Origin of the sequence: Pelagicoccus mobilis, from assembly GCF_016595505.1 — a bacterium.
GTDB classification, from domain to species: Bacteria; Verrucomicrobiota; Verrucomicrobiia; order Opitutales; family Opitutaceae; genus Pelagicoccus; species Pelagicoccus mobilis.
In genome coordinates this window covers 70,543-92,629 of the sequence record NZ_JAENIL010000023.1, presented here as the reverse complement: position 1 = coordinate 92,629, position 22,087 = coordinate 70,543, and the positions used below count along the sequence as shown (strand labels likewise).

At 54.6% G+C, this 22,087-nt stretch carries 13 protein-coding genes; 8 read left to right on the top strand and 5 right to left on the bottom strand.

All coding sequences use genetic code 11. The features are described 5' to 3' along the window. Positions 1–344 precede the first annotated feature (344 nt). The 4 genes from JIN87_RS13635 to JIN87_RS13620 all read left to right on the top strand — a co-directional run bounded on the left by JIN87_RS13635 (position 345) and on the right by JIN87_RS13620 (position 13,822). A complete protein-coding gene (locus JIN87_RS13635; protein ID WP_200356124.1) occupies positions 345–6,770 on the top strand; it encodes a DUF1800 family protein in 6,426 nt (2,141 codons plus the stop codon). Positions 6,771–6,825: 55 nt separating this feature from the next. Continuing rightward, on the top strand, positions 6,826–8,232 hold the full coding sequence (locus JIN87_RS13630) for a DUF1501 domain-containing protein (RefSeq protein WP_200356123.1): 1,407 nt from the start codon (positions 6,826–6,828) through the stop codon (positions 8,230–8,232). Between the two features lie 49 nt (positions 8,233–8,281). Further along, positions 8,282–8,869, top strand: coding sequence for a hypothetical protein (locus JIN87_RS13625; protein WP_200356122.1), 588 nt, complete (start codon positions 8,282–8,284; stop codon positions 8,867–8,869). Positions 8,870–9,082: 213 nt separating this feature from the next. Continuing rightward, positions 9,083–13,822 carry a PAS domain-containing protein gene (locus JIN87_RS13620; RefSeq protein WP_200356121.1) on the top strand — a complete coding sequence of 1,580 codons (4,740 nt, stop codon included), beginning with the start codon at positions 9,083–9,085 and terminating at the stop codon, positions 13,820–13,822. A 29-nt stretch (positions 13,823–13,851) separates the two neighbouring features. Here the strand turns inward: JIN87_RS13620 and JIN87_RS13615 are convergent, their stop codons facing one another. Further along, complete coding sequence (locus tag JIN87_RS13615) at positions 13,852–15,267, bottom strand: sigma-54-dependent transcriptional regulator (protein ID WP_200356120.1); 1,416 nt, start codon at positions 15,265–15,267, stop codon at positions 13,852–13,854. A 70-nt stretch (positions 15,268–15,337) separates the two neighbouring features. Here JIN87_RS13615 and JIN87_RS13610 point away from each other — a divergent pair, with 70 nt between their 5' ends. The 4 genes from JIN87_RS13610 (at position 15,338) to JIN87_RS13595 (ending at position 18,976) form a co-directional block, all read left to right on the top strand. Further along, the gene (locus JIN87_RS13610) at positions 15,338–15,595 is read left to right on the top strand and encodes a DUF350 domain-containing protein (protein WP_200356119.1); all 258 of its coding nucleotides are present in this window, start codon (positions 15,338–15,340) and stop codon (positions 15,593–15,595) included. Continuing rightward, entirely contained in the window at positions 15,596–16,513 is a 918-nt protein-coding gene (locus JIN87_RS28800; RefSeq protein ID WP_200356118.1) for a transglutaminase domain-containing protein, read from the top strand. Between the two features lie 181 nt (positions 16,514–16,694). After that, complete coding sequence (locus JIN87_RS13600) at positions 16,695–18,485, top strand: sulfatase family protein (RefSeq protein WP_200356117.1); 1,791 nt, start codon at positions 16,695–16,697, stop codon at positions 18,483–18,485. Between the two features lie 8 nt (positions 18,486–18,493). After that, positions 18,494–18,976, top strand: a complete 483-nt coding sequence (locus tag JIN87_RS13595) for a GNAT family N-acetyltransferase (RefSeq protein ID WP_200356116.1) — start codon at positions 18,494–18,496, stop codon at positions 18,974–18,976. Positions 18,977–18,991: 15 nt separating this feature from the next. Here JIN87_RS13595 and JIN87_RS13590 read toward each other — a convergent pair whose 3' ends face one another. Genes JIN87_RS13590 through miaA form a run of 4 tightly spaced genes read right to left on the bottom strand, consistent with a single transcriptional unit; the run spans position 18,992 to position 21,967 of the window. After that, on the bottom strand, positions 18,992–19,510 hold the full coding sequence (locus JIN87_RS13590; RefSeq protein ID WP_200356115.1) for a hypothetical protein: 519 nt from the start codon (positions 19,508–19,510) through the stop codon (positions 18,992–18,994). A 37-nt stretch (positions 19,511–19,547) separates the two neighbouring features. Then, entirely contained in the window at positions 19,548–20,414 is an 867-nt protein-coding gene (locus JIN87_RS13585; protein WP_200356114.1) for a 50S ribosomal protein L11 methyltransferase, read from the bottom strand. 14 nt (positions 20,415–20,428) lie between these two features. Further along, positions 20,429–20,950: a hypothetical protein gene (locus JIN87_RS13580; protein ID WP_200356113.1), complete on the bottom strand. Its 522-nt coding sequence runs from the start codon at positions 20,948–20,950 to the stop codon at positions 20,429–20,431. 48 nt (positions 20,951–20,998) lie between these two features. Beyond that, a complete protein-coding gene (gene miaA / locus JIN87_RS13575) occupies positions 20,999–21,967 on the bottom strand; it encodes a tRNA (adenosine(37)-N6)-dimethylallyltransferase MiaA (protein WP_200356112.1) in 969 nt (322 codons plus the stop codon). Between the last annotated feature and the right edge of the window lie 120 nt (positions 21,968–22,087).

Genomic DNA, 22,087 nt, shown 5'->3' with positions numbered 1-22,087 from the left:
AATCCCGCATTCCTCGGCTGCGCTTCGGGAAATAGTCACCTCGTCCCTCACACTCGACGCCCCTCCCAGCAATTCGCCGAGGACCACCAATCAACTCCTAGTAGCGCCGTACCCTTCCTCGAAGGGTCAATGGGGGATCCTACATCCCGATTCCCACTTCCGAAGAGAGTGCCCGTAGACTGTCATCACTAACCGATCCAACGAAACGGGTTCGATATTACTCAACTTTAGGACGGACCGCTCGGATCGCCGCAATTCCTACCGATCACCGCTCCAGCGCTCGCGAACTGTCTCGGTACGCGGACGCCACCGACCTCCAAACTGCCAACCAACCAAGAGCTATCATGAGAGCTACCCAACCGCGTCTTCTCAAAATCGTGCACGCCCTGTTCGCGTCACTAGTTATCGGATACGGGCTTCACTCCGCCTCCGCGCAATCCAACGGCGTGCTACGTGAGGTTTGGACAAACCTCGACGGAAGCGACATCGAGTACCTGATCGAAAACGCCAACTACCCGGATTCACCCACCATCCGAGACGTCCTGCCGACCTTCTCCTCCCCTCTCAATTTCTCCTCCAACTACGGGACACGCCTCAGAGCCTATCTCAGACCAAACGTCTCCGGAGACTACACTTTCTGGATACAGGGAGACGACAGCTGCGTCCTCTACTTTGGAGCAGACGGAACCGACACTAACGCAGAGCTCATCGCTTCCGTCCCCACCTACACCAGCACGACCGAATGGGACAAATTCCCAGAGCAACAATCCTCAAAGATCACGCTCGCAGCAGGTCAAACCTACTATCTGGAAGTTCTCCATAAAGAAGGAGGAGGCGCTGATTTCGTCACAGTTAATTGGGAACTCGAAGGCACCTTCGAACGAAGCGCCATCCCTCAAGAACTCCTCTCCACCATTGCGGACGCCCCTAGCTACGATCAAGACCGAGATCTCTACATCGAGGCCGGTACCAACCAAAACGCCTATCTGCCAGCAAATGACATTCAGCTGAACGGCAGCGCCTTCTTACGCACCCAAAACACGGATACGCTCGCAATATCGTGGACACAAGTCTCCGGGCTCCCGGCAATTATCGCCGACGCCGACTCTCTCACTCCCACTGTCCTCGCCTCCACGCCCGGCTTGCGAACCTTCGAGTTCACCGTATCCAGCGAATCAGAGACCCAAAAAGATCAGGTTTCAGTCATGCTACATGAACCTCTGGCGACTGGTACAGGCAACTTCCTGCAAGAAATCTGGCTCGGCGTAGATGGCAGCAAAGTCGAGAGCCTACTAAGTCACCCTGACTACCCTACTCGTCCCCACCTCATCCGCGAAACCGACGAACTTGTCGGACCTCGCAATTGGGCCGACCTCTATGGCGTTCGCACCCGCGGGCTGCTCACGCCTCCAAACACCGGATACTACACCTTCTACATTTCGGGCGACGATGACACAGCCCTTTTCCTTAGCGAGTCAGCCGATCCCGATTCCGCCGAGCTGATCGCCTTCACGCCTGAAAGCACCCACGAGCATGAGTGGACAAAACATCCGGAGCAAAGCTCCGAGCCAGTGCTCTTGGAAAAAGGCAAACAATACTATCTGGAGCTCCTCTCCATCTCCCGGTGGGGTAGCGACCATCACTCCGCGGCCTGGAGCGTCGACGGCGGACCTATTCAGAAAATCGGAGGTGAATTCTTCGTAGCTCCTGACGGCTTTAGCAAGCTTGCGCCCGACTTCGCCTCCGCCCTCGAATTCGCCGTCGAAGCCGGACCGAACCAAGAAATCCACTCACCCGACAATTCCGTTAAGCTCTCCGGAAAAACACTCCGTATCCACGAGAGCATTACCGTAGAGAACATCAACTGGACCCAAGTCTCCGGCCCAGCGCCCGCCACACTTTCCACCTCCACGGAACTTGAAACCTCGGCCCTACTTCCTACCGAAGGCACCTACACCTTCCAACTCACTGTCAGAGCAAACGGAGCGGAGGCGACAGATACTGTAGAAGTCTCGCTGAGCTCGCCACTCAGCGACTCCACAGGAGCCTTCACTCGAGAGGTCTGGCTAGATATCAAGGGCAGCTCAGTCGAAGACCTCACTGCCCATCCTGACTTTCCGGACACCCCTCAGATCGTCGATCAACTCTCTTCACTTTCGGGCCCCACAAACTGGGGCTACGCCTACGGCTCCCGCTCGACCGGATACCTCATTCCGACACGCACCGGCCCCCATACCTTCTACATCACCGCAGACGACTCCGCAGTCCTAAGCCTCTCAAACGACGACTCGCCGAACGGTCTCAACCAAATTGCGAGCACCGGGAAACGCTCCCCAGGCGACTTCCGAGACGACTCGCAAACCTCCGCCCCCATCAACCTCGTGGCAGGTGAGCGCTACTTCATCGAAGTACTACACAAGCAATACTGGGGGAACGATCATTTCGAAGTGTCATGGAGTTTTGGTGACGAGAAGCTCCCAATGCTCATTGGCGGAGGGAACCTCGAGCCAAGCAACTCCGACGCGCTCCCCCTTAGCAGCGAGCTTCCCGAATACGCTTACGCCGGCCCCGATCGGCACTACTATTCACCCACCAACAAATTCGACCTCATCGGCGAAATTCTAGAAGTCGGCGAAGAAGACAATTTCCACGGAGCTACCTGGACTTACCTCGGCAACGTGGAAGGCGTTGAAATCGATAACGCCAACGAGCTTTCCACCTTCGCCAAAATCCCAGGAGAAGGCACCTACCGCTTCCGCCTCACTCTTTCAACAAGCGGAATGACTCACTACGACGACGTATCCGTGCGAGTCCTACCACCCCTATCAACAGAGACCGGAGGACTCAACCGAGCCGTTTGGCTCGATGTCGAGGGCTCTATGATTGAGGACCTTCTCATGAGCGACCCACTCCTTCGCTCGCCTCGATTCGAAGACATCATCCCAAGCCTCGAAACACCCCAAAACTGGACCGACTACTACGGGACCCACATCATCGGCTACGTTCACCCGCCCGTCTCCGGCGAATACACATTCTGGCTCGCAGGCAACGATCGGGCCGAGCTTTACCTAAGCACAAACGAAACGCCCGAAGACAGCGTTCTCATCGCTCACATGGAAAACGCGGTCAGCTCGCGCTACTGGGATCGCTACGAAACCCAACAGTCCGCTCCTGTGTCCTTAGAGGCCGGCAAAAAGTACTTCATCGAAGTTCTCCACAAAGAAGGGAAATACTCCGACAATCTCGCCGTCGCCTGGTCCGGTCCCGGTCTCAACCCCAGAGAAGTCATCACCGCCGGCTACCTCTCTCCCATTTTTGAATCAACCCCCTACGCCAAGGAAATACTCGTGCTCGCCGGCGAGGATCAAAGCATTCGCTGGCCTCAGGATTCGCTGGAACTCTACGCCCAGGTGTACGACCAGCAAGCAGGTCCCGACTCCCTCGAATACCAATGGTCCGCCTCAGATCCAGAGGTTGATTTCAGCACGCCTCTCGCCGTTTCCACCGAAGCACGTTTCCCGGGACCAGGGACCTACTCCATCAGCCTGACCGCATCGGACGGAGAGCACTTTGCAACCGATTCCTTAAACGTCACCGTCCTCCCTTCGCTCGCCGAAAACATCGGATCAATCACTCGTGAAGTCTGGCTCGACCTTCCGGGGTACCGGATGGACGACCTAATCAATGATCCACGATTCCCAGACAATCCCGACATTCTGGATACGATCGATTCCTTTGATCTACCAAGAGGTTGGGCAGACTACTACGGGACACGTGTTCGCGGATACCTCATCGCGCCCGCAACCGGCGAATACCAATTCTTCGTCTCCGCCGACGACTATGCTCGCGTATCCATCAACACAAGCAACCAATCCTTCGACGGACTCGATCAAATCATCGACAGCCAGGGCTATTCTGGATACCGGGATTGGGATCGCCGTGAAGATCAGGCCTCCGCGCCGATCCAATTAACCGCAGGTCAAACCTACCCCATCGAACTGCTCCATCGCGAAAAGAACGGCGGCGACCACGCCGTCCTCGCCTGGAAAACGCCTGGCTCCGACGTAATCGAAATCATCACCGGAGAAGTCCTCGCTCCCGCCGTGGATGCCCCAGACGCCTCCCAAAATCTCATCGTCATAGCCCCAGCAGATATCCAGCAACGCTGGCCTCAGAACACCGCCGACCTAAGAGGTCGAGCCTTCGACCGCTCCTACGGACCGGAATCGCTCAAGGTCCGCTGGGAACAACACTCGGGGCCAGGCCGCTTGACCTTCAGCTCAACCGCCGATCTCGAAACCAATGTCCACGCCTCCGAACCAGGTGAGTATACGATTCGACTCTACGTCTCCGACGGCAGCGAGGAAATCTTCGACCAGCTAACCTTCACCCTCGACACAGCCCTCTCCACTCGCACGGGAGCTGCCACTCGCTCCAAGTTCAATGAGATCCCAGGCAATCGCGTTATCGATATGGTAGACAGCGAAAAGTATCCAAACTCCCCCGACACGCTTTCTCCCATCAACCAACTCGACACCCAAGAAAATAGCGATGGCGACCATTACGGTACGCTCGTTACCGGATTCATCCACCCGCCAGCCACCGGAACCTACCGTTTCAGCGTTAGCGGTGACGACTGGGTCGAACTGTGGCTAAGCCCATCCGAAAGCCCCGACCAGAAGAGCATGATCTGCTTCACTCCACGAGCCACAGAGCAATACGACTGGGACATGTATCCAGAGTACCAGACATCAACCGAGATCGAACTGGACGAAGGCAAGAAGTATTACATCGAGATTCGCCACAAAGAGCACTCATGGCGGGATCACTTCGCAGTCGCTTGGCTCCGTCCAGACCAAGAGGAAATGTCGATCATACAAGGAGCCTACCTCTCCCCTCTCGATGACGACGAGGCAATCGACACCCCAAAGATCGCGATCAACGGAAGCCCGACCGAAACCATCAACATCGGTGACGCCTACATTGATCCCGGTTTCACCGCTACCGACAGCAGAGGCAGAGATATTTCCGACCGCGTTGTAGTGACCAACCACATCGACACCGAGCAAGCGGGCACCTACTCAGTCCGCTACCAGGTCGTAAACCCGAGCACTGGCTTCGCCGAGACTATCGTTCGAACCGTCAACGTCGTGCCTGCAGAGAGCCGTCCGGCCATCTATCCGGACCCATCCTGCCGTCCTCCGTTGATGATCGAATGGGAGGAGCCAGAGCCGGGCACAATCTCCGAGCAAGAAGCCTCACGCTTCCTCGCCCAAGCCACCTTCGGTCCAACCAAAACCGACATCGCACATCTTCAAACAATTGGCTACGAAGCCTGGATCGACGAGCAACTCGCCATGGAACCGAGCTATCACCGAGCCCAGATGGAAGAACTCCGCCCAGCCCTCGATGAAATGGGCTACATGCCTTACTCCGACGAGCGTCTCGCGACCTGGTGGACCACCGCGATCAAGGGCCCCGACCAACTCCGTCAACGCGTGGCCTTCGCCCTCAGCCAAATCGTAGTAATATCCGACAAAAACACCTTCGGCCGCCTCGGGCTCGCCACCGCAAACTACTACGACATCCTCGTTCGCAACGCATTCGGCAACTACGAGCAAATCCTCCAAGAGGTCACCGTTAATCCACTCATGGGCAACTACCTCACCATGCTCCGCAGCGACAAATCCGCTCCTGACGAGAACTACGCTCGCGAGATCATGCAACTCTTCTCCATCGGCCTGATCATGCTCAATCCAGACGGCACTCCGCTCTGCGACATCAATGGACACGACATTCCGACCTACGACAACGAGCTCATCATCGAACTCTCGCGGGCATTCACAGGATGGAGCTATGCCGGGTCTTCAAATTTCTACTACACGCGCCACGGCGAAACGGACTACTTCTCACCCATGGTGCCCTTCGACGAACACCACGACTTCGGCGCCAAAACACTCACAGGCGGATACACATTGCCACAAGGGCTTTCTCCCACAGAGGACGTTCGCCGAGCCGTCAAGCACTTCGCCGACCACCCAAACGTCGGTCCGTTTCTCGGCCTGCGCCTCATCCAACGCCTAATCACGAGCAACCCAAGCCCAGCCTACATCTATCGCGTAGCAAAAGTCTATGAGGACGACGGCACCGGCCGTCGCGGAAATCTCGGGGCGGTCGTAAAAGCCATCCTACTTGATCCAGAAGCTCGCGATCCAGAGTCGCACGCTCGCAACAGCTACGGAAAGCTCCGCGAACCCGTGCTCCGCCTGACCCACCTTTTGCGTACCTTCGAAGCGGATACAGCCAGCAACCCTCCCGTGTTCGGGCGCTATCCGATCTACAACACCACAAGCTCCTTTGCTCAATCCCCTCTCCAAGCGCCAAGCGTATTCAACTTCTATCTACCAGACTACGCTCCACCGGGAGCGATCATGGACAACGGCCTAGTCGCCCCAGAGTTCTCCATCACCACCGAGATCACAACAGTCGACACCGCCAACTACCTGCACGAATCGATCGACGAAGATGTACCCATCTGGTGGCGCTACTCCACCACGGTGCGCCCCAATTTAAGCGGACTGATGGCACTATCCTCCGACACCAACGCCCTGCTCGACGAACTGGATACGCTCCTTATAGCTGGCTCCATGAGCTCCGAAACCCGCTCCACGATCAAGTCAGTCATCGACCCGATGGACGATCCCGAACATCGAGCCAAAACCGCACTCCAACTCCTCATCACCAGCCCCGAATTCTCCATCCAGAAGTAGACCCGTAGCGCGGTGCTTTAGCCCGCGTCATCCACAGCCGCCTACACACATCACCATGAACAAGGACATCGATTTCAAAAACGTAAACCGCCGCAGCTTCCTCCGCCTATCCGCGTGCGCCGCCGTGGGGACCTCCAGCCTCTTCTCCACCTTATTCAACCTCCGCCAGCTCAACGCTGCCACAGCCAACACCACGAGCGGTCCCGACGGAGATGACTACAAAGCGATCGTCTGCATTTTCCTCTACGGAGGGAACGACTCCAACAACCTGCTCATTCCCAGCGATGCAGCGACCTACTCCACCTATGCTGCCGGCCGGGAGCAACTCGCCATACCGCAAGGCGAACTCCTCGCTCTAAACTCACTCAACACCAGCGGTCGCGCCTTCGGTATCCACCCCTCCATGACAGGCTGCCACGAACTCTTCAACAACGGCGACCTCGCGTTGATCGCAAACGTCGGCACCCTGCTCGCTCCCGCAACCCTCTCCGACTACCGCAACCGCACCGCAGCCATCCCAGACCACCTCTTCTCGCACAGCGACCAGCAAGTACTCTGGCAAACCTCGGTCAACGAAAACGCTTCGGTCGATCCGACAGGCTGGGGCGGACGTATCGCCGACCTCATCCACGCCAGCCACAACGACTCCACCATCTCGATGCTGGTTTCACTCTCAGGATCCAACTTCTTCCAAGTCGGGCGCAACCTGCTGCCCTTCCGAACCGACTCTCGCGGTTCCTCCACCTACGACATTCTAAACGGCTGGGATCAACACGCCACCACGCGAGCCGAAGGCTTCCGCCAGCTTCTCGACAAGGACTACGCCCACCTCATGGAGCAAGCATTCGCCGACATCTCGAACTCCGCGATCAAAAACGCCGACACCTTCAACGAAGCCATCTCGGCTGCCAGCGAGTTCGAGATGCTGCCGACCACCAGCCTCGGCAACCAACTCCGCATGGTCGCCAAGATGATCCAGTCCCGCCAGGCCCTCGGCCAACGACGCCAGATCTTCTTCGTCGCCACCGGCGGCTTCGACACACATGGCCCCCAACTCGACGCCCACGCCGGACTTCTCGGCGGCCTCGATTCTGCAATCAAAGGATTTCACGAAGCCCTCGGCTCCATCGACGCTCTCGACTGCGTCACCTCTTTCACCGCCTCCGACTTCGGACGCACCTTTGATACCAACGGGCGCGGATCCGACCACGGTTGGGGAGGCCACCACATCGTCATGGGAGGAGCCGTCAACGGGCAACGTATCTACGGCGACTTCCCGGATCTCAACTTCGGCAACAACCTCGACACCGGACGCGGACGCTGGCTTCCCACCACTTCCGTCGATCAATACGCCGCTACCCTCGCTCGCTGGTTTGGAGTCTCCGAATCCGAACTCCCAACCGTCCTCCCCAATATCGGAAACTTCTCCAGCTCGAACCTCGGCTTCATGGGCTCAAACTAAAAGGTAGGGCGGGTCCGCCGCGGCACGCCTAAAAGCCAGATCAGAACAAATGCCTCCAAAAAGCAAATACACCGCCCTCGCCCTTGCCGCCTCCCTCCTGCTCGGCCTAGGGACCTACATCGGCTCGAAACTCTCAAAAAGTTCGAATCAGCCATCTCTCAACCCCTCCGCCACCTCCCCAGAGGAAATCGAAAAGATCCTCCGCATTCCCAAACCACAAGCCTCAGCTCCCAGGCCCGACTCACTCTCCCAAGAGCAGCCGACGCAAATCAACGCCTTAGCCCACTTAAACCAACCCGATTCTACCGCACGCAAAGACATCCATATACTCGAACACCTCCTCCAGGAAGTGCACACCGTCTTCCATGCCCTACCCACCGGAGATCACGATGAAGTCGTCGCCTTTCTTCGAGGGGAGAATCCTCTCGATCTCGCTTACATCCCTGCAGACGATCCGAACCTAAACGCCGATGGTGAAATCATCGACCGCTGGGGCACCCCCTACTTTTTCCACACCTTAAGCCGCCACCGCATAGAAGTCCGCTCCGCCGGCCCCGACAAGCTCCACTGGAGCGAGGACGACATCATCAGCGAATCCCAAGCCGGAGGCCAACACAGCTTTGCCGCAGCGCCCTGACAGCAACCCATTGCCAGCAGCGGATCCTCCTCCCATATTCGAAAAGACGATACAAACGTAGCATCCCTCAGACAACGAGGATATTGGAGCGCCCCTTGACAATCTACTGCTCCCCTGACTTTCTGAGTAGAATTACCCCGTTTAAACGGGCTCCTTGCATCGAGCCGTTTAAACAAGACCACTTGAGGGGTAAGTTCCAATGGTTTCATGCTAATGAACGCTTTGTTCCGCCTTTTCCTTTTACTCACGATCACGACGACACCGTCGGCTGCAGCCAGCAGGGATGCGTTTAATCTATCCGAAGCCGAGTTGCGCTACATCGAGTCCTTACCCGCGATCAAAGTGCCTTTCAACGATGGTATTCCCCCCATCACCTTTTCTCGAAACGAAACCCCTTCGGGATACCTCAACGAACTCCTTGAACTCGCCCTAGATAGTTTAGGCGTAAGCTACGAAAGGGTAGAAGGCCTAACCTACGGAGAGTCGCTGCAGGCCCTCGAAAACGAGGAAGTCGACCTCCTAAACAACTACTCCGGCTTTGGAGCAAGCCGAGACTACGTCCTACAGACAAGCCCAGTACTGACAGTCCCTTTTGTTGCCGTTGGCAGCATTGAGCAGGACACCGTCCGAAACATCGAAGACCTCGAAGGCAAAAAGATAGCGCTCGTTGAGCACTTCCAGCAAACGAAGACCATCCAAAGCAAGTATCCAGAAGTCGATGTCCTGCTAGTCAAAAGCGTTGAGGATGGCTACCGAGCCTTGAGGAACAAAGATGCGGATTACTACATAGACTTGGCTGCCCATGCAGGCTACACTATCAAAGAGGGAATTTACAACGACATCAAAATCGCCGGCGAATTCTCACGGGAACAAATGGGAGCCCTTGAGCTAAGTTTCGCGATCCAGCAAAAGCACCCTTTGCTTCACTCAGCCATTCAGAAGGCGCTGAACAAGCTTTCGGTTCGAGAAATGGGCGAACTCAAGTCACGCTGGAGCAACTACCATTCGCCAGTCGCTCCTGGAAACGACCCGTCGAATGCGAGTTCCCTTTCAAATTCAAGCTCGCTGGATATCACTGCTGAAGAACAAGCCTGGCTCGACAGACATCAAAAAGTCCGTGTCGCTCTGGGTCTGGGAGAGCCCTTCAGCTATATGTCGGAGGGAACTCCACAAGGCCTGGCCTACGAGTACTCCAAAAAGCTCCTGACTGCTCTCGGGCTAGAGCTAGAGGTCAAGCAATACACTTGGAGCGAGGCGAGAGTACTTATCGAAGAAAGGAGAGAGATCGACCTCATTCCGATGATATCGCGTACGAAAGGCAGGGAAGAACATCTCAATTTTTCGACCGATTACCTTTCGTTTCCTATCGTTGTTTTTAAACAGAAGGGTGCGAAGATAATTTCGGAGCTATCAGACCTAAATGGTCAAAGGGTCGCAATCGAAAAAAGATATCTCTTCGATGGTATCCTAAGAGCAGATTATCCGGGCATCGAATTGGTAACCTTTCCTTCCACCCGCTCGGCCTTGGAGGCCGTTGCAATCGGAGAGGCAGAAGCATATGTCGGAAATTTGGTTTCCGGTATTTACATGATCGAAAAATACGGTCTGACCAATCTGCAAGTCGCTGCTCCAAGCGGCTACGAAGACCCGTCCTGGGCGTTTGGAGTGCGCAAGGATTGGCCGGAGCTTGCTTCTTTGTTATCCAAGGCCTTGGCGAAGATGACACCTAAGGAACACGCGGAGTTGCGTGCGGATGTATTTGACGCCGAATACGAGCTCGGCGTGCGATGGCCTGTTATCATGAAATGGGGCGGAGGGCTCGTCTTTCTGATCGGTATCGGTTTTTATATTACGTTTATATGGAATCGAAGACTGAGTCGTGAGGTTCAAGCACGGATTGAGTCGGAAGAGAATCTGAGAAAGGCAAACGACGAACTCGCCGAGAGAGAGGAGCGCTACCGGACGCTCGTCGACAACATCCCGGGGGTAACGTTCCGTTGCTTGCCCTACCACCCTTGGACCATGCTATTCATTAGCAGTGAAGTCGAGGCTCTGACCGGATACCCCGCTGATGATTTTCTCGGTGAATCCCCCAAAAGGCAATTTGGCGATCTGATCCATGAGGATGATGTCGAGCAGGTTTCCCAGGTTGCCGATGCAGCGATCGAGAATAAGACGGATCTGGTCAATGAATACCGCATTGTTCATTCCTGCGGCGAGATTCGCTATGCCTACGAGAAGAGCCAAGTGATCCTGAGTGAAAACGGGGAGGCCCTCTTTTTTGACGGTACGATTTTCGACAATACAGACAGAGTCCTAGCGGAGAAGGCTCTAAAAGAGAGCGAGCAACAGTTTCGAACCTTAGTCGGCAATATTCCAGGAGTCACGTATCGCTGCCTACACCAAGAGCCGTGGCCGATGATCTTCATTAGCGATGGGGTGGAAGAGTTCTCTGGCTATCCAGCGAGCGATTTTATGGGCGAAAAACCGAAAGTGAGTTTTGTCGACTTGATCTTTGCGGATGACCTCGAGCAGATACAAGAAGCCTTTGAGCGGGCGGTTGCTACGAGAAGTGCCGTTAGTAATGAGTTCCGGTATTATCACGCGTCAGGTGAGCTTCGCTATGCGCTCGATAAGCTACAGGTGATCTTCGACGATGATGACAACATTCTCTATCTAGATGGAGCTATGTTTGACATCACTGATAGGAAGCTGACTGAAAACCAATTGAAAGAAAGCCAACTACGCTTTGAACTCACCGTAAATGGCTCTGGCGATGGGCTTTGGGAATATGACTCCGAAAGCGAGACAAACTGGTGGTCTCCCGTTGTGTACGAATTACTTGGATACAAGGAGAATGAGCTATCTCCAGATCTCGAATCATTTGCGGCGGTTCTCCATCCCGACGATGTCGAAAGAGTTTTTGCGGCTTTTGACGCTCACCTTGAGAGTGATGTGCCCTATGATGTTGAATACAGACTTCGTACCAAACATGGCGACTACAAGTGGTTTAGAGCGCGTGCTAAGTCTCTACGGGACGAGTCTGGAAAGGCTTACCGCACGAGTGGGTCGTTAACCGACATCACCAAAAGAAAAGTTGCCGAGTACGAACTCCAGGAAAGCCAGCTACGCTTTGAACTAACGGTTTCTGGTAGCGGTGACGGATTGTGGGATGTGGATCATATAAACGACCAATTATGGTGGTCACCCCAGTTCCTAAACCTGCTCGGCTATCAGAACGACGAGATCAAAATGGCCCCAGAAGAATGGTCGAATTTCCTATTTGATCAGGACCTTGAAAGAGCCACCACAGCCTATTTGAATCATTTGGAAAACGATGCGCTCTACGACATCGTCTATCGAATGAAGCACAAAGATGGCTCTCTGGTCTGGTTGCGAGCGCGTGCGAAAACTCTCAGAGACACTGAAGGAAAACCAATCAGAACAAGTGGTTCTGTAACCAACGTAACAGAACTAATTGAAGCGCAAAAAGCCGCGGAAGAGGCAAACAACAGCAAGTCGAACTTCCTCGCGAACATGAGTCATGAAATCAGGACTCCAATGAACGCCATTCTAGGATTCACAGAAATCCTCGACAAAAAGATCAACGATAAGCTTCAGCGGAAGTATCTCGAGTCCATCAAATCCAGCGGCAAAACGCTCCTCAGCCTGATCAACGACATTCTGGATCTTTCCAAAGTGGAAGCGGGCAAACTGGATATCAGCTACCAATCGGTCGACATCGCTTACGTCATCGAAGATATGAAATCGATCTTCGCGCGAAAGATCGATGAGAAAGGCCTAGTGTTCCACGCTGATGCAAGCGAAGACCTCCCCAAGGCCGTCGTCCTTGATGAAACGAGAGTCCGCCAGATCCTAATCAACCTGATTGGAAACGCGATAAAGTTCACCGACAGAGGCTATGTAAAGGTCACGCTCGAATCCGAATTTCACCAGGACGACATGAGCAAGCTAGACCTTATATTCTCGATAGAAGATACCGGCATGGGGATTCCGGAAGATCAACAGTCGAGGATATTTGGAGCATTCGAGCAGACCAAAGGCCAAGACATCAACAAGTTCGGAGGGACCGGACTAGGTCTCGCAATCACCAGCCGCTTGATAGAGCTCATTCACGGAGAAATTTCGCTCACTAGCGAAGTCGGGAAAGGCACCACTTTTACCGTGAAAATAAAAGACGTATCCGTCGCCTCAGTTGCTGACTTGGACAAAGCCAATGACTCAAAGATCGATCCCGACAAAGTTTCCTTCTCGGAAGCGACGATTCTCGTGACCGACGACATCGAAGTGAACCGCGATCTTATCAGCGGCTACCTCGCTGAATACAGGCTAAAAACCATCGAAGCCGAAGACGGCCAACAAGCCATAGACATGGCCCTAGAAAACCGCCCCGATCTCATTCTGATGGATATAAAGATGCCCGTCATGAACGGCTACGATGCCACCGAAAGAATAAAATCCGAGCCCGAGACCAAAGACATCCCCGTGGTCATCCTAACAGCTTCCAGCATGGATCGCTCCGCCGATAAGTCCGCCGAGATCTCAGAAGGCTACCTACGCAAGCCCGTATCCAGAAGCGAACTGATAGAAGAGTTGATGCGGTTTTTGCCACATGCATACGCAGGCGAGACAGACGTAGAGGAAACCTCAGCCCCCGAACAAAACGTAGAGCCCAGCCATGTCACTGAAGACTACTCGGAGATCCTTTCCCAACTGAAGCAAATGGCAGAACGAACCCATGAACTTGAGAGAATGATGTCCATCAATGACATTGAAGAGTTCGCGCAGGAATTAAAGTCGATCGCAGAACAACACGGCTTCGAGCAACTCTTGAAAACGGCAAATGCTCTGGAAGAACAAGCCATGATGTTTGAGATGGATAAGATCTCAATGACGCTAAAAAAGCTCAGAGAACTTACCCCGGAATCCTAGCTGGCAACACCGCCAACCACCAAGGCGGTCTAGCTCTTTCCCTTTTTCGTTTTGCGATAGCGAATGTAATCCCGAGCCACCCCGATCCGTCGTGCCGCTTTGGATACATTCCCCCCACATTCTTCGATCGCGAGATCGATCAAACGGTCAATCGCCGCCTCCAACATAAATCCCTCCTCCGGTAGCGCCCAGGCAGGGTTCAGCCAGTCACCCCCATCGTTCGCGACGGTCTCCCCCTCAGAGACAGTTACCGTACCGCTCGGCATACCCAAAAACTCGAGGCTCTCCGGATCGCCCAAGACCAAAGCACGCTCAATCTCGTGCTGCAGCTCGCGCACGTTTCCCGGCCACTCGTAGTTGCAGATCCAGCGGCGACAACGTTCAGAAAAAGCGGACTTCTTGTAACCATACTTCCTGGCAAGACCCGCCAATAAATGCTCCGCCATGCGCAACGCATCCTCCCCACGCTCCCGCAACGGCGGAATCGTAAAGTTGAGCAAATTCAAACGATGGTACAGATCCTCCCGAAACTCCCCTTGCTCAGAAAGTTCCTTCAAGGAACGATTCGAAGCGGCTATCAAACGAACATTCACGTCGATCAACTTGCTACTCCCCACTTTTCGAATACGCCCCTCCTCGATCGCAGTTAGAACCTTCGCTTGCAAAGAAGCCGTCAAACTCGCGATTTCGTCCAAGAAAAGCGTTCCGCCATCCGCCGCTTCAAACAGCCCGATTCGAGCCTGCTTAGCATCAGTAAAGGCTCCCTTCTCATGGCCAAACAATTCAGACTCCGCCAGCTGCTCCGGCAAGGCCGCGCAATTGACCACCACTAGCTCCCTATCGCTCCGAGAACCATTCGCATGCAGCCAACGGGCCACACTCGTCTTGCCCGTACCCGTTTCTCCTTCGATCAGCACTGGAGGCAACTTGTCGCTCAACCTACGATCCGCCTCGATGACCTTCTGCATCTGCCCCCGAAACACATCCAAGGACTCGCCAAAAAACAAACCTTCGTCTGAGGTAACCTTGTTTGCCGCCTCATTGCGATGCTTCTGCAAACGAGATTCGCGACGACCGCTTTGGGCTCGCCCTAATACCAGCGGAAGTTCGTTCGGGTCAAACGGCTTGGCCAGGTAATCGCTCGCGCCCCGCTTCATCGCTTCAACAGCGACTTCCACCCCTCCGTCCGCTGTCATGATCACGATCGGGATCTCCCCTTGATCCTGAGCGATCTCGATCAGATCCAAGCCAAGCCCGTCCGGCAAGTTCACGTCCGCAAGCACGTAATCAAGCGGCAAACTCTCCAGCGCATTGCGCCCTTCCTGAACCGTTCCCACCGCAGTACATGCAGCTCCTTGCGACTCGAGATAGGCGGTTAATCGCTTCCGCAACAAAGATTCATCCTCCACCAACAGTATCTCTCGACCACTCAGCAATGCGCTCATGTATCCAACTAGCCCCCACTTAGCCTAAGAATCAAGCCCCTTCACAATTGAAAAATTCATCCTTCATATTTTGGGAATCCCAACCTACTCTCTCGCCATGGACCTGAACTTCCTACTCGCCTCCTTCGCCAATCTCCTCCTGAGCGTCACCTACACCATCATCTCCCTCTTTTTCGGAGTCTACGCCATCAAGCTCATCGACCGCTACCTCCTCCGAAAAATCGACATCGAAGAGGAACTGAAGAAAAACAACATCTCAGTCGCCGTCTTCGCCTCAAGCCTCCTTATTTTTGTCGCGATCATTATTTCGTTCGGTCTTCGAGCCTAAGTGAAGAAAGCGGTATCCAACTTTCTGATCTTCTCGATCGCACTGGCGTGCTTCATAGCTTCCTCGCTCATAAAACACACAACCGAGGAACAACAGCCAAGACCGCCTGACCCATTCCGCACGGAACCCGCGCCGCCACAAGTTCCCCGAACAGCCGAGCGTAAGGACGAACTGAATACCTTTTTCGCGAGCGAAATCGAACGTACCCTAAGCGATGGCCCAACCAGCCCGAACGCTCCCGCTGCGAGCTACGCGTTACCCGCAAACGCAACCGCCGTTTCGCTCCAAGCGAAAACCAAGATCTCCGAAAAGGACGTCACCAGCCACGCGAAGAGCTCGAAGAAGCTAAAGAACGACAAAGGCTTTTTCTTTCTCGACTCGAAAAAGCAGAAATTCGCCGCCACCAAGCTCGGAATCGACCGCAACCACCACTTCCTCAACAGCTTCCTCGTCGGCTACTCCCCCTTCACAGTCAGCGAAATCTGGATGCCCCACCAAGTCCTGAACATGCGCCTGAAGTACCAGCTGGATAAGGATCAGTTCGCCGGCTTCGAAGAGATCTGGCTAAGCTCCTACCAAGCCTTCAAGGCTGGACGCGGCGACTGCGAGGACCATTCCATCGCCTTGGCCGACTGGCTGATCGAGATGGGGGAAGACGCCCGAGTCGTTACCGGCACGCACGACGGCGGCGGACACGCCTGGGTTGTCGTCATTCGAGACAGCGGCACCTTTTTGCTCGAAGCCACCAGCAAACGACGCCGGCGGCTCTGGAGCTCCTACCCATTAGCTGCCCTAGCCAAAGGCTACGTCCCCAAGTCCATGTTCAACAGAGACTACTACTGGACCACAGAAGACCTCTCCAAACCGGGCGACTACACCGGAAAACACTGGCAAAAGGCCGGCCGCGTCCTCCGATAAGTCTACAGCAGCTCACTCGCCTATAAAACGTAACCAAATCGGTAATACGTAAAATTAGGCGACGAAATGAAGCCCCATGGGTTCACTCTAATTTTAGAGTACAAAATATCGGTGGTTCGGTGTCTTCCAGTCACTCGGTCGTTGCTCTTCTTCGTGAACTAGCCAAAGTCACATCCACCCTATGAAATTCCCCAAGCTACTTACGCTACTCGCTCTTTTCTGCTTAAACTCAGCGCTCTTTGCCAAGGATCGCCCCAATATCCTCTGGATCTCCGCCGAAGACCACGGACCACATCTCGGCTGCTACGGCGACGAATACGCGACGACCCCAAATCTCGACACCTTCGCCAAGCGAGCGCTGCGCTACACCAAGGCCAGCTCCAACGCCCCCGTCTGCGCTCCCGCCCGCACCACCATCATCTCCGGCATGTACCCACCAAGCCTCGGAGCCCACAACATGCGCAGCCGCGTCCCCTCCCCGAGCTACCTCAAGTTTTTCCCCACCTACCTTCGCGAAGCAGGCTACTACACGACCAACAACAACAAAGAAGACTACAACCTCCTCACCGACGACAAAGGCTGGGACGACTCCTCCAAAACCGCCCACTGGAAGAACCGTCCAAACCCGGATCAGCCCTTCTTCGCCATCTTCAACTACACCGCCTCCCACGAAAGCCAGATCCGCAACGAGAACAAAAACCCTCAGCACGATCCCGCCCTCGCCCCGGTTCCACCCTACCATCCCGACATCCCCGAGGTTCGCAAGGACTGGGCCCAATACTACGATCGCCTCACTCTCATCGACAACCACTTCCAAGCTCGCCTGGACGAACTGGAAGAAGCCGGACTCGCCGAAGACACGATCGTCATTTTCTGGTCCGACCACGGTTCCGGCATGCCGCGCGGCAAGCGCTACCCAGGCTGGTCCGGCCTGCACGTCGCCCTCATGGTCCACGTCCCGGAAAAATTCAAGCACCTCGCCCCGAGCGAATACCTACCAGGCGGCACAAGCGATCGTCTGGTCAGCTTTGTCGACTACGCTGCCACTACACTCTCTCTGGCCGGCATAAAGCCTCCCTCCTACTACCACGGAAAAGCCTTCCTAGGAGAATACCAAACCAAAGCTCCCGCCTTTTCGTTCGGATTCAAAGGCCGCATGGACGAGCGACCCGATTCCTGCCGCACCGTCACGGACGGCCGCTACGTCTACATCCGCAACTACTACCCGCATCTCCCTCACGGGCAATATCTGTACTACCAACAGCAAACCAACACCACCAACATGTGGTATCAACTTTTCAATGACGGAAAACTCAACGACGTCCAATCCGCCTTCTGGCAACCACATCCCGCAGAAGAGCTTTTCGATCTCGCCAGCGATCCGCACGAAACCGTCAACCTCGCAGCCAGCAAAAAACACCGCAAGAAGCTCAACCAACTTCGCGACGCCCTTCAGCAACACCAGAACCGCACCCGCGACCTATCCTTCATTCCAGAGCCGATGCTTCGCGAGGTAATGGCCAAGGGCGAATCTCCCGCCGAAGCCTTCGCCCACTACTTCGAGCCCAATCAAAACCGCAAGAAAACTCCCAATTCAAAAATCTCCAAATATTGGCGTCTCGTCGAACTCCTCAGTTCGAAGCCCGCTAAAATCGAGAAAGCGATGCCTAGCGCAATCGCAGCCCTCGATGACAAAGAGCCTATCGTCGCCGTAACCGCCGCCGAAGTCGTCGCCCTTCATTCCTCAGACGACGCCGCCCGCTCAAAAGCCATTGATTTGCTCGTAGAGTATTCCCACTTCCCCAAATACGAACTCATTCTCAGCATCTACGCCATCAACGCCTTGAACCACATCCACGATGCCGGCATCGAGCTTCCCGACTCCGCAAACGACATCGAGCAGAAGCCAGCAGAGACGCCAGACTGGGCCAGCGCCTACCGCCCCAGAGCCCTAGAACTATTCCAAGACTAGGATCACAAATGCCTTCCTTCCAAATTCGCCCAGCTGCCGAGCAAGATATTCCCGTCATTCTCGAACTCGTTCGCGGAATTGCGGAATACGAAAAACTGCTCGATCAGCTCGAGGCAACGGAAGGACGAATGCACGAAGCTCTCTTCGGAGAACGTCCCGCCGCCCGCGGCCTGATTGCCGAACACGAGACAGATGGACCCGTCGGGTACGCGATTTTCTGTTACAACTTCTCTACCTTCGTCGGAAAGGCAGGCATCTACCTAGAAGACTTGTACGTAAAACCTGAATACCGAGGGCATGGAATGGGCAAAGCCCTTTTCAAGGCAGTCGCCCAAGTCGCTCTCGATGAAGATTGCGGACGCATGGAATGGGTTGCCCTAGACTGGAACACCCCTGCCCTCGAATTCTACAAATCCCAAGGAGCCCAGTGTCTCGGCGAGTGGCAACTCCACCGTTTCAACGAAGAACAACTCAAAGCCGCCACAAAATAGGAGGGCGATGCTCCGTCATTGCCCTATCGCCTGGTTTGCTCTGATCTTTTCGATTTGCTCTAGGTATTCCACTTCGGAAATGGTCTCATCAATTCGATTGTTTCTTAGATCTCCGAAAAGCTCTTCGTATAGCAATCTGTCTTTTGCGTTACCGTTGTCATCTGGGTAGATGGTCCTTTCGGAAATCTTAGTTAGTTCGTTGCTATTTGGTTCGTACTCGATCAACTGGCCTTCGCCACCTCCAGCTCGGTGGTAGATAGTGACAACTGGCTTACCTTCTTTCATCGAAATGTTCACTGCGAGCGGATGAAAGAATGCTGACAGGACTTCCTTCTCGTAAAAACCATTTCCTCTCCCCTTGTGGATGCTCCACCAGCAACCCGCGTTTCCGCAAAGTCCCGGCTCGGAGTATGCCACGTCAATAATGCCGTCCTCGTTGAAATCGGCAACGATTCTGGAATAGACCTTCTCTTCCGACGAAAACACAGAAGGTACAAAAAATTGTATTAGAACTGAGAATACGAAGGCTTTCATTTTTCCAGCTATCGACCAGTTCAAAAAGCCAAAGCATCTAAGCCAACAAGGTCACACTCGACCATTCGCCAAGCTCGTGAATCTGAATATCCTTCCAGTCACGGAGCGGTTCAAAGGCAGCTTTAACCTTCTCAGCTTCATGCGTCAGGATACCGCTAAGAATCAGCGTCCCGCCGTCCGCCACGACCGGCGCGATCTGCTCGCAAAACTCGATCAGTACCACCGCCAAAATATTGGCTAACACCAGATCATACGGTTGATCCGCGAAGCCAGACTCTAAATCGCCTACCGTAAACGGAACCTCAGGCGTCTGGTTCAACTCGCCATTTTCAACAGCGATACGAACTGCATCCGGATCGTTGTCGAAACCAGTCACCTCTCCAAACCCAAGCCGTTTCGCGGAAATCGCAAGGATCCCCGATCCGCAACCCGCATCGACAACCTTCAGGCCGGAAACCTGATCCGCCCCGATTCGCTCGCGAGCTTCGATCAAACGCTCCACGCACAAGCGGGTCGTTCCGTGATTCCCAGTGCCAAACGCCATTCCAGGATCGAGCCACACCGCCTCATGCCCTTCAGGCATATCGTATTCACCTTTCAACCACACCGGCACCCAATGTAATGGACCAATCGACCAAGGCTTAAAATGCTCCTTGTAGCTGTCCTTCCAGTCAGAGTCCTGAATTTGACGAATCTTCGCCTCGCCACTCACTTCGGCGATTCCAGAAAGCTCCGCCCAAGCATCCCGAGCCTCCTCCTCGGACTCGTAGATCCCCTGCACCCGATAGCCCTTGGCTTCGAAATCCTCAAAAAGGTTCCAACGCGTCGCGTCCTCCACCTCGAAGACCGCCTCTTCCAAAATCTCGAACTCTTCCTTCGATACAAAAATCGTAATCTCGTACATCGTGCTTGGCCTCCTTACTTCGCTTCCGGTCCTCGCTTGAACATTGCCGCTCCTATCACGCCACCCAGCGCTCCTAGAAGCAAAGACACCACGGAACCGACCGTGATCATCGCGCCTAAAATGAGCGGGCGTACCTGCTCCAAAGTCATATTCTCCGCATACTCAGCCGCATCCGGCTGCCCGTCCTCATAAAGAGTCTGGAGAATCTGCTCACGCAGCGGCTCGAAATCCTCCTCCGTGAACCCCGTGTAGAAGACAATCGCGAACACCGTAAACGATACCAGCATACCCAAGAACGCAGACAAGGCCCCCAGCTTCGCCCCAATCATCGAGGAAAACGAGATGCTGTGCCGCTTCGCAAAATGCCCTGCCGCCGCAAAGCCTCCAATCACAAAGTGGATGCCCAGCAACATATAGCTGTAGCCAACCAAACCCAAAACCGCCGTGACCGCGGCCGCGATAAAGATCGATTTCTTTTTAGCACAACTGTCGAGGTCTACGATTTCGTCCTCTTCTCTTTCGTTCAAATCACTCATTTTCTGCCAGATTTGATGCCTCCCTCGGTAAGAGGCGAGGCAATTTTCCTAGAGGATTTCCTCAAACAACTCCGTTAAATCCACCCGGTTCCGGCCAGAAAGCTCAAGCTGACGCCTTTCTTCCGGCAACTGCCCCCGGAACCAAGTCCGCTGCTTCTTCGCCAGCCGGCGCGTGTTGGTCGCGATCTTTTCCTCCATCAAATCGATATCGTATTCACCCTTCAGATACGATATAACTTCACGATACCCGATTGCGTTGCACGCGCTGGGATTCGCCTCGATCCCCCTGCCAAGCAACGCCTCCACTTCAGCGAGCAAGCCCTGCTCCAACATGATCCCCACGCGCTGGGCGATCCGCTCGTTCAGCTCCTCTTTCTCACGCTCCAAGATACAGAGCGATTTATCCGCCTGCACCAAGGCATTCGTCTGCCCCGCAAAATCTGACTTCAGCTCCTGGAGAGTCTTCCCCGATTCGATACACCGCTCCAAAGCCTTGATCACCCGCCTCGGATTATCCACATCCAAGCCGTCCAAGCCATCCGGATTGCGTCTCAGCAGTTCGGATACAGCCGCATCCAGTCCTTTTTCCAGAATTGAGCCTGCGAGCTGCGACGACTCTTCGCTCACCGCTACCGCATCCACAACCGGCGCGAAAAAGGCCTTCAAATAAAATCCACTTCCTCCCGTCACCAAAACCCTTCGACCTCGACTTTGAATCTCGCGAATGGTCCCGATCGCCAGATCGATGTAGCGGCCGATATCCATTTGCTCCGCAGGCTCTAGAATATCGATCAAATGGTGCGGCACCCTCTCCTGCTCCTCTCGATTCGGCTTCGCGGTGCCGATATCCATTCCACGATAAAATAGCAGCGAATCGCAGTTCACAATTTCCGCGTCAAAGCGCTCCGCCCAACTCAGGGCCAGCTCCGTCTTCCCTACCGCGGTGCAACCGCTCAGGCAATAAATTCGCGCCAAGGGGCGAACATCTTCAACGCTAACTTGTCTATTTTCAGGCATTTGTGACTCTTTCGCAACCAAGGAGTGACACTGAGGTTACATCTCGCATGATCAAAAACTATTGACTCGCGCCCACGTATTCGAGCGTCATTACCACAGAGCAAGACAGCACCCATTTCC

Coding starts and splice junctions, on each gene's coding strand:
- JIN87_RS13595 (WP_200356116.1), top strand. CDS start 18,494: ATGCCTTCCTTCCAAATTCGCCCAGCTGCCGAGCAAGATATTCCCGTC.
- JIN87_RS13580 (WP_200356113.1), bottom strand. CDS start 20,950: ATGAGTGATTTGAACGAAAGAGAAGAGGACGAAATCGTAGACCTCGAC.
- JIN87_RS13625 (WP_200356122.1), top strand. CDS start 8,282: ATGCCTCCAAAAAGCAAATACACCGCCCTCGCCCTTGCCGCCTCCCTC.
- miaA (WP_200356112.1), bottom strand. CDS start 21,967: ATGCCTGAAAATAGACAAGTTAGCGTTGAAGATGTTCGCCCCTTGGCG.
- JIN87_RS13615 (WP_200356120.1), bottom strand. CDS start 15,267: ATGAGCGCATTGCTGAGTGGTCGAGAGATACTGTTGGTGGAGGATGAA.
- JIN87_RS13620 (WP_200356121.1), top strand. CDS start 9,083: ATGAACGCTTTGTTCCGCCTTTTCCTTTTACTCACGATCACGACGACA.
- JIN87_RS13600 (WP_200356117.1), top strand. CDS start 16,695: ATGAAATTCCCCAAGCTACTTACGCTACTCGCTCTTTTCTGCTTAAAC.
- JIN87_RS13635 (WP_200356124.1), top strand. CDS start 345: ATGAGAGCTACCCAACCGCGTCTTCTCAAAATCGTGCACGCCCTGTTC.
- JIN87_RS13630 (WP_200356123.1), top strand. CDS start 6,826: ATGAACAAGGACATCGATTTCAAAAACGTAAACCGCCGCAGCTTCCTC.
- JIN87_RS13590 (WP_200356115.1), bottom strand. CDS start 19,510: ATGAAAGCCTTCGTATTCTCAGTTCTAATACAATTTTTTGTACCTTCT.
- JIN87_RS13585 (WP_200356114.1), bottom strand. CDS start 20,414: ATGTACGAGATTACGATTTTTGTATCGAAGGAAGAGTTCGAGATTTTG.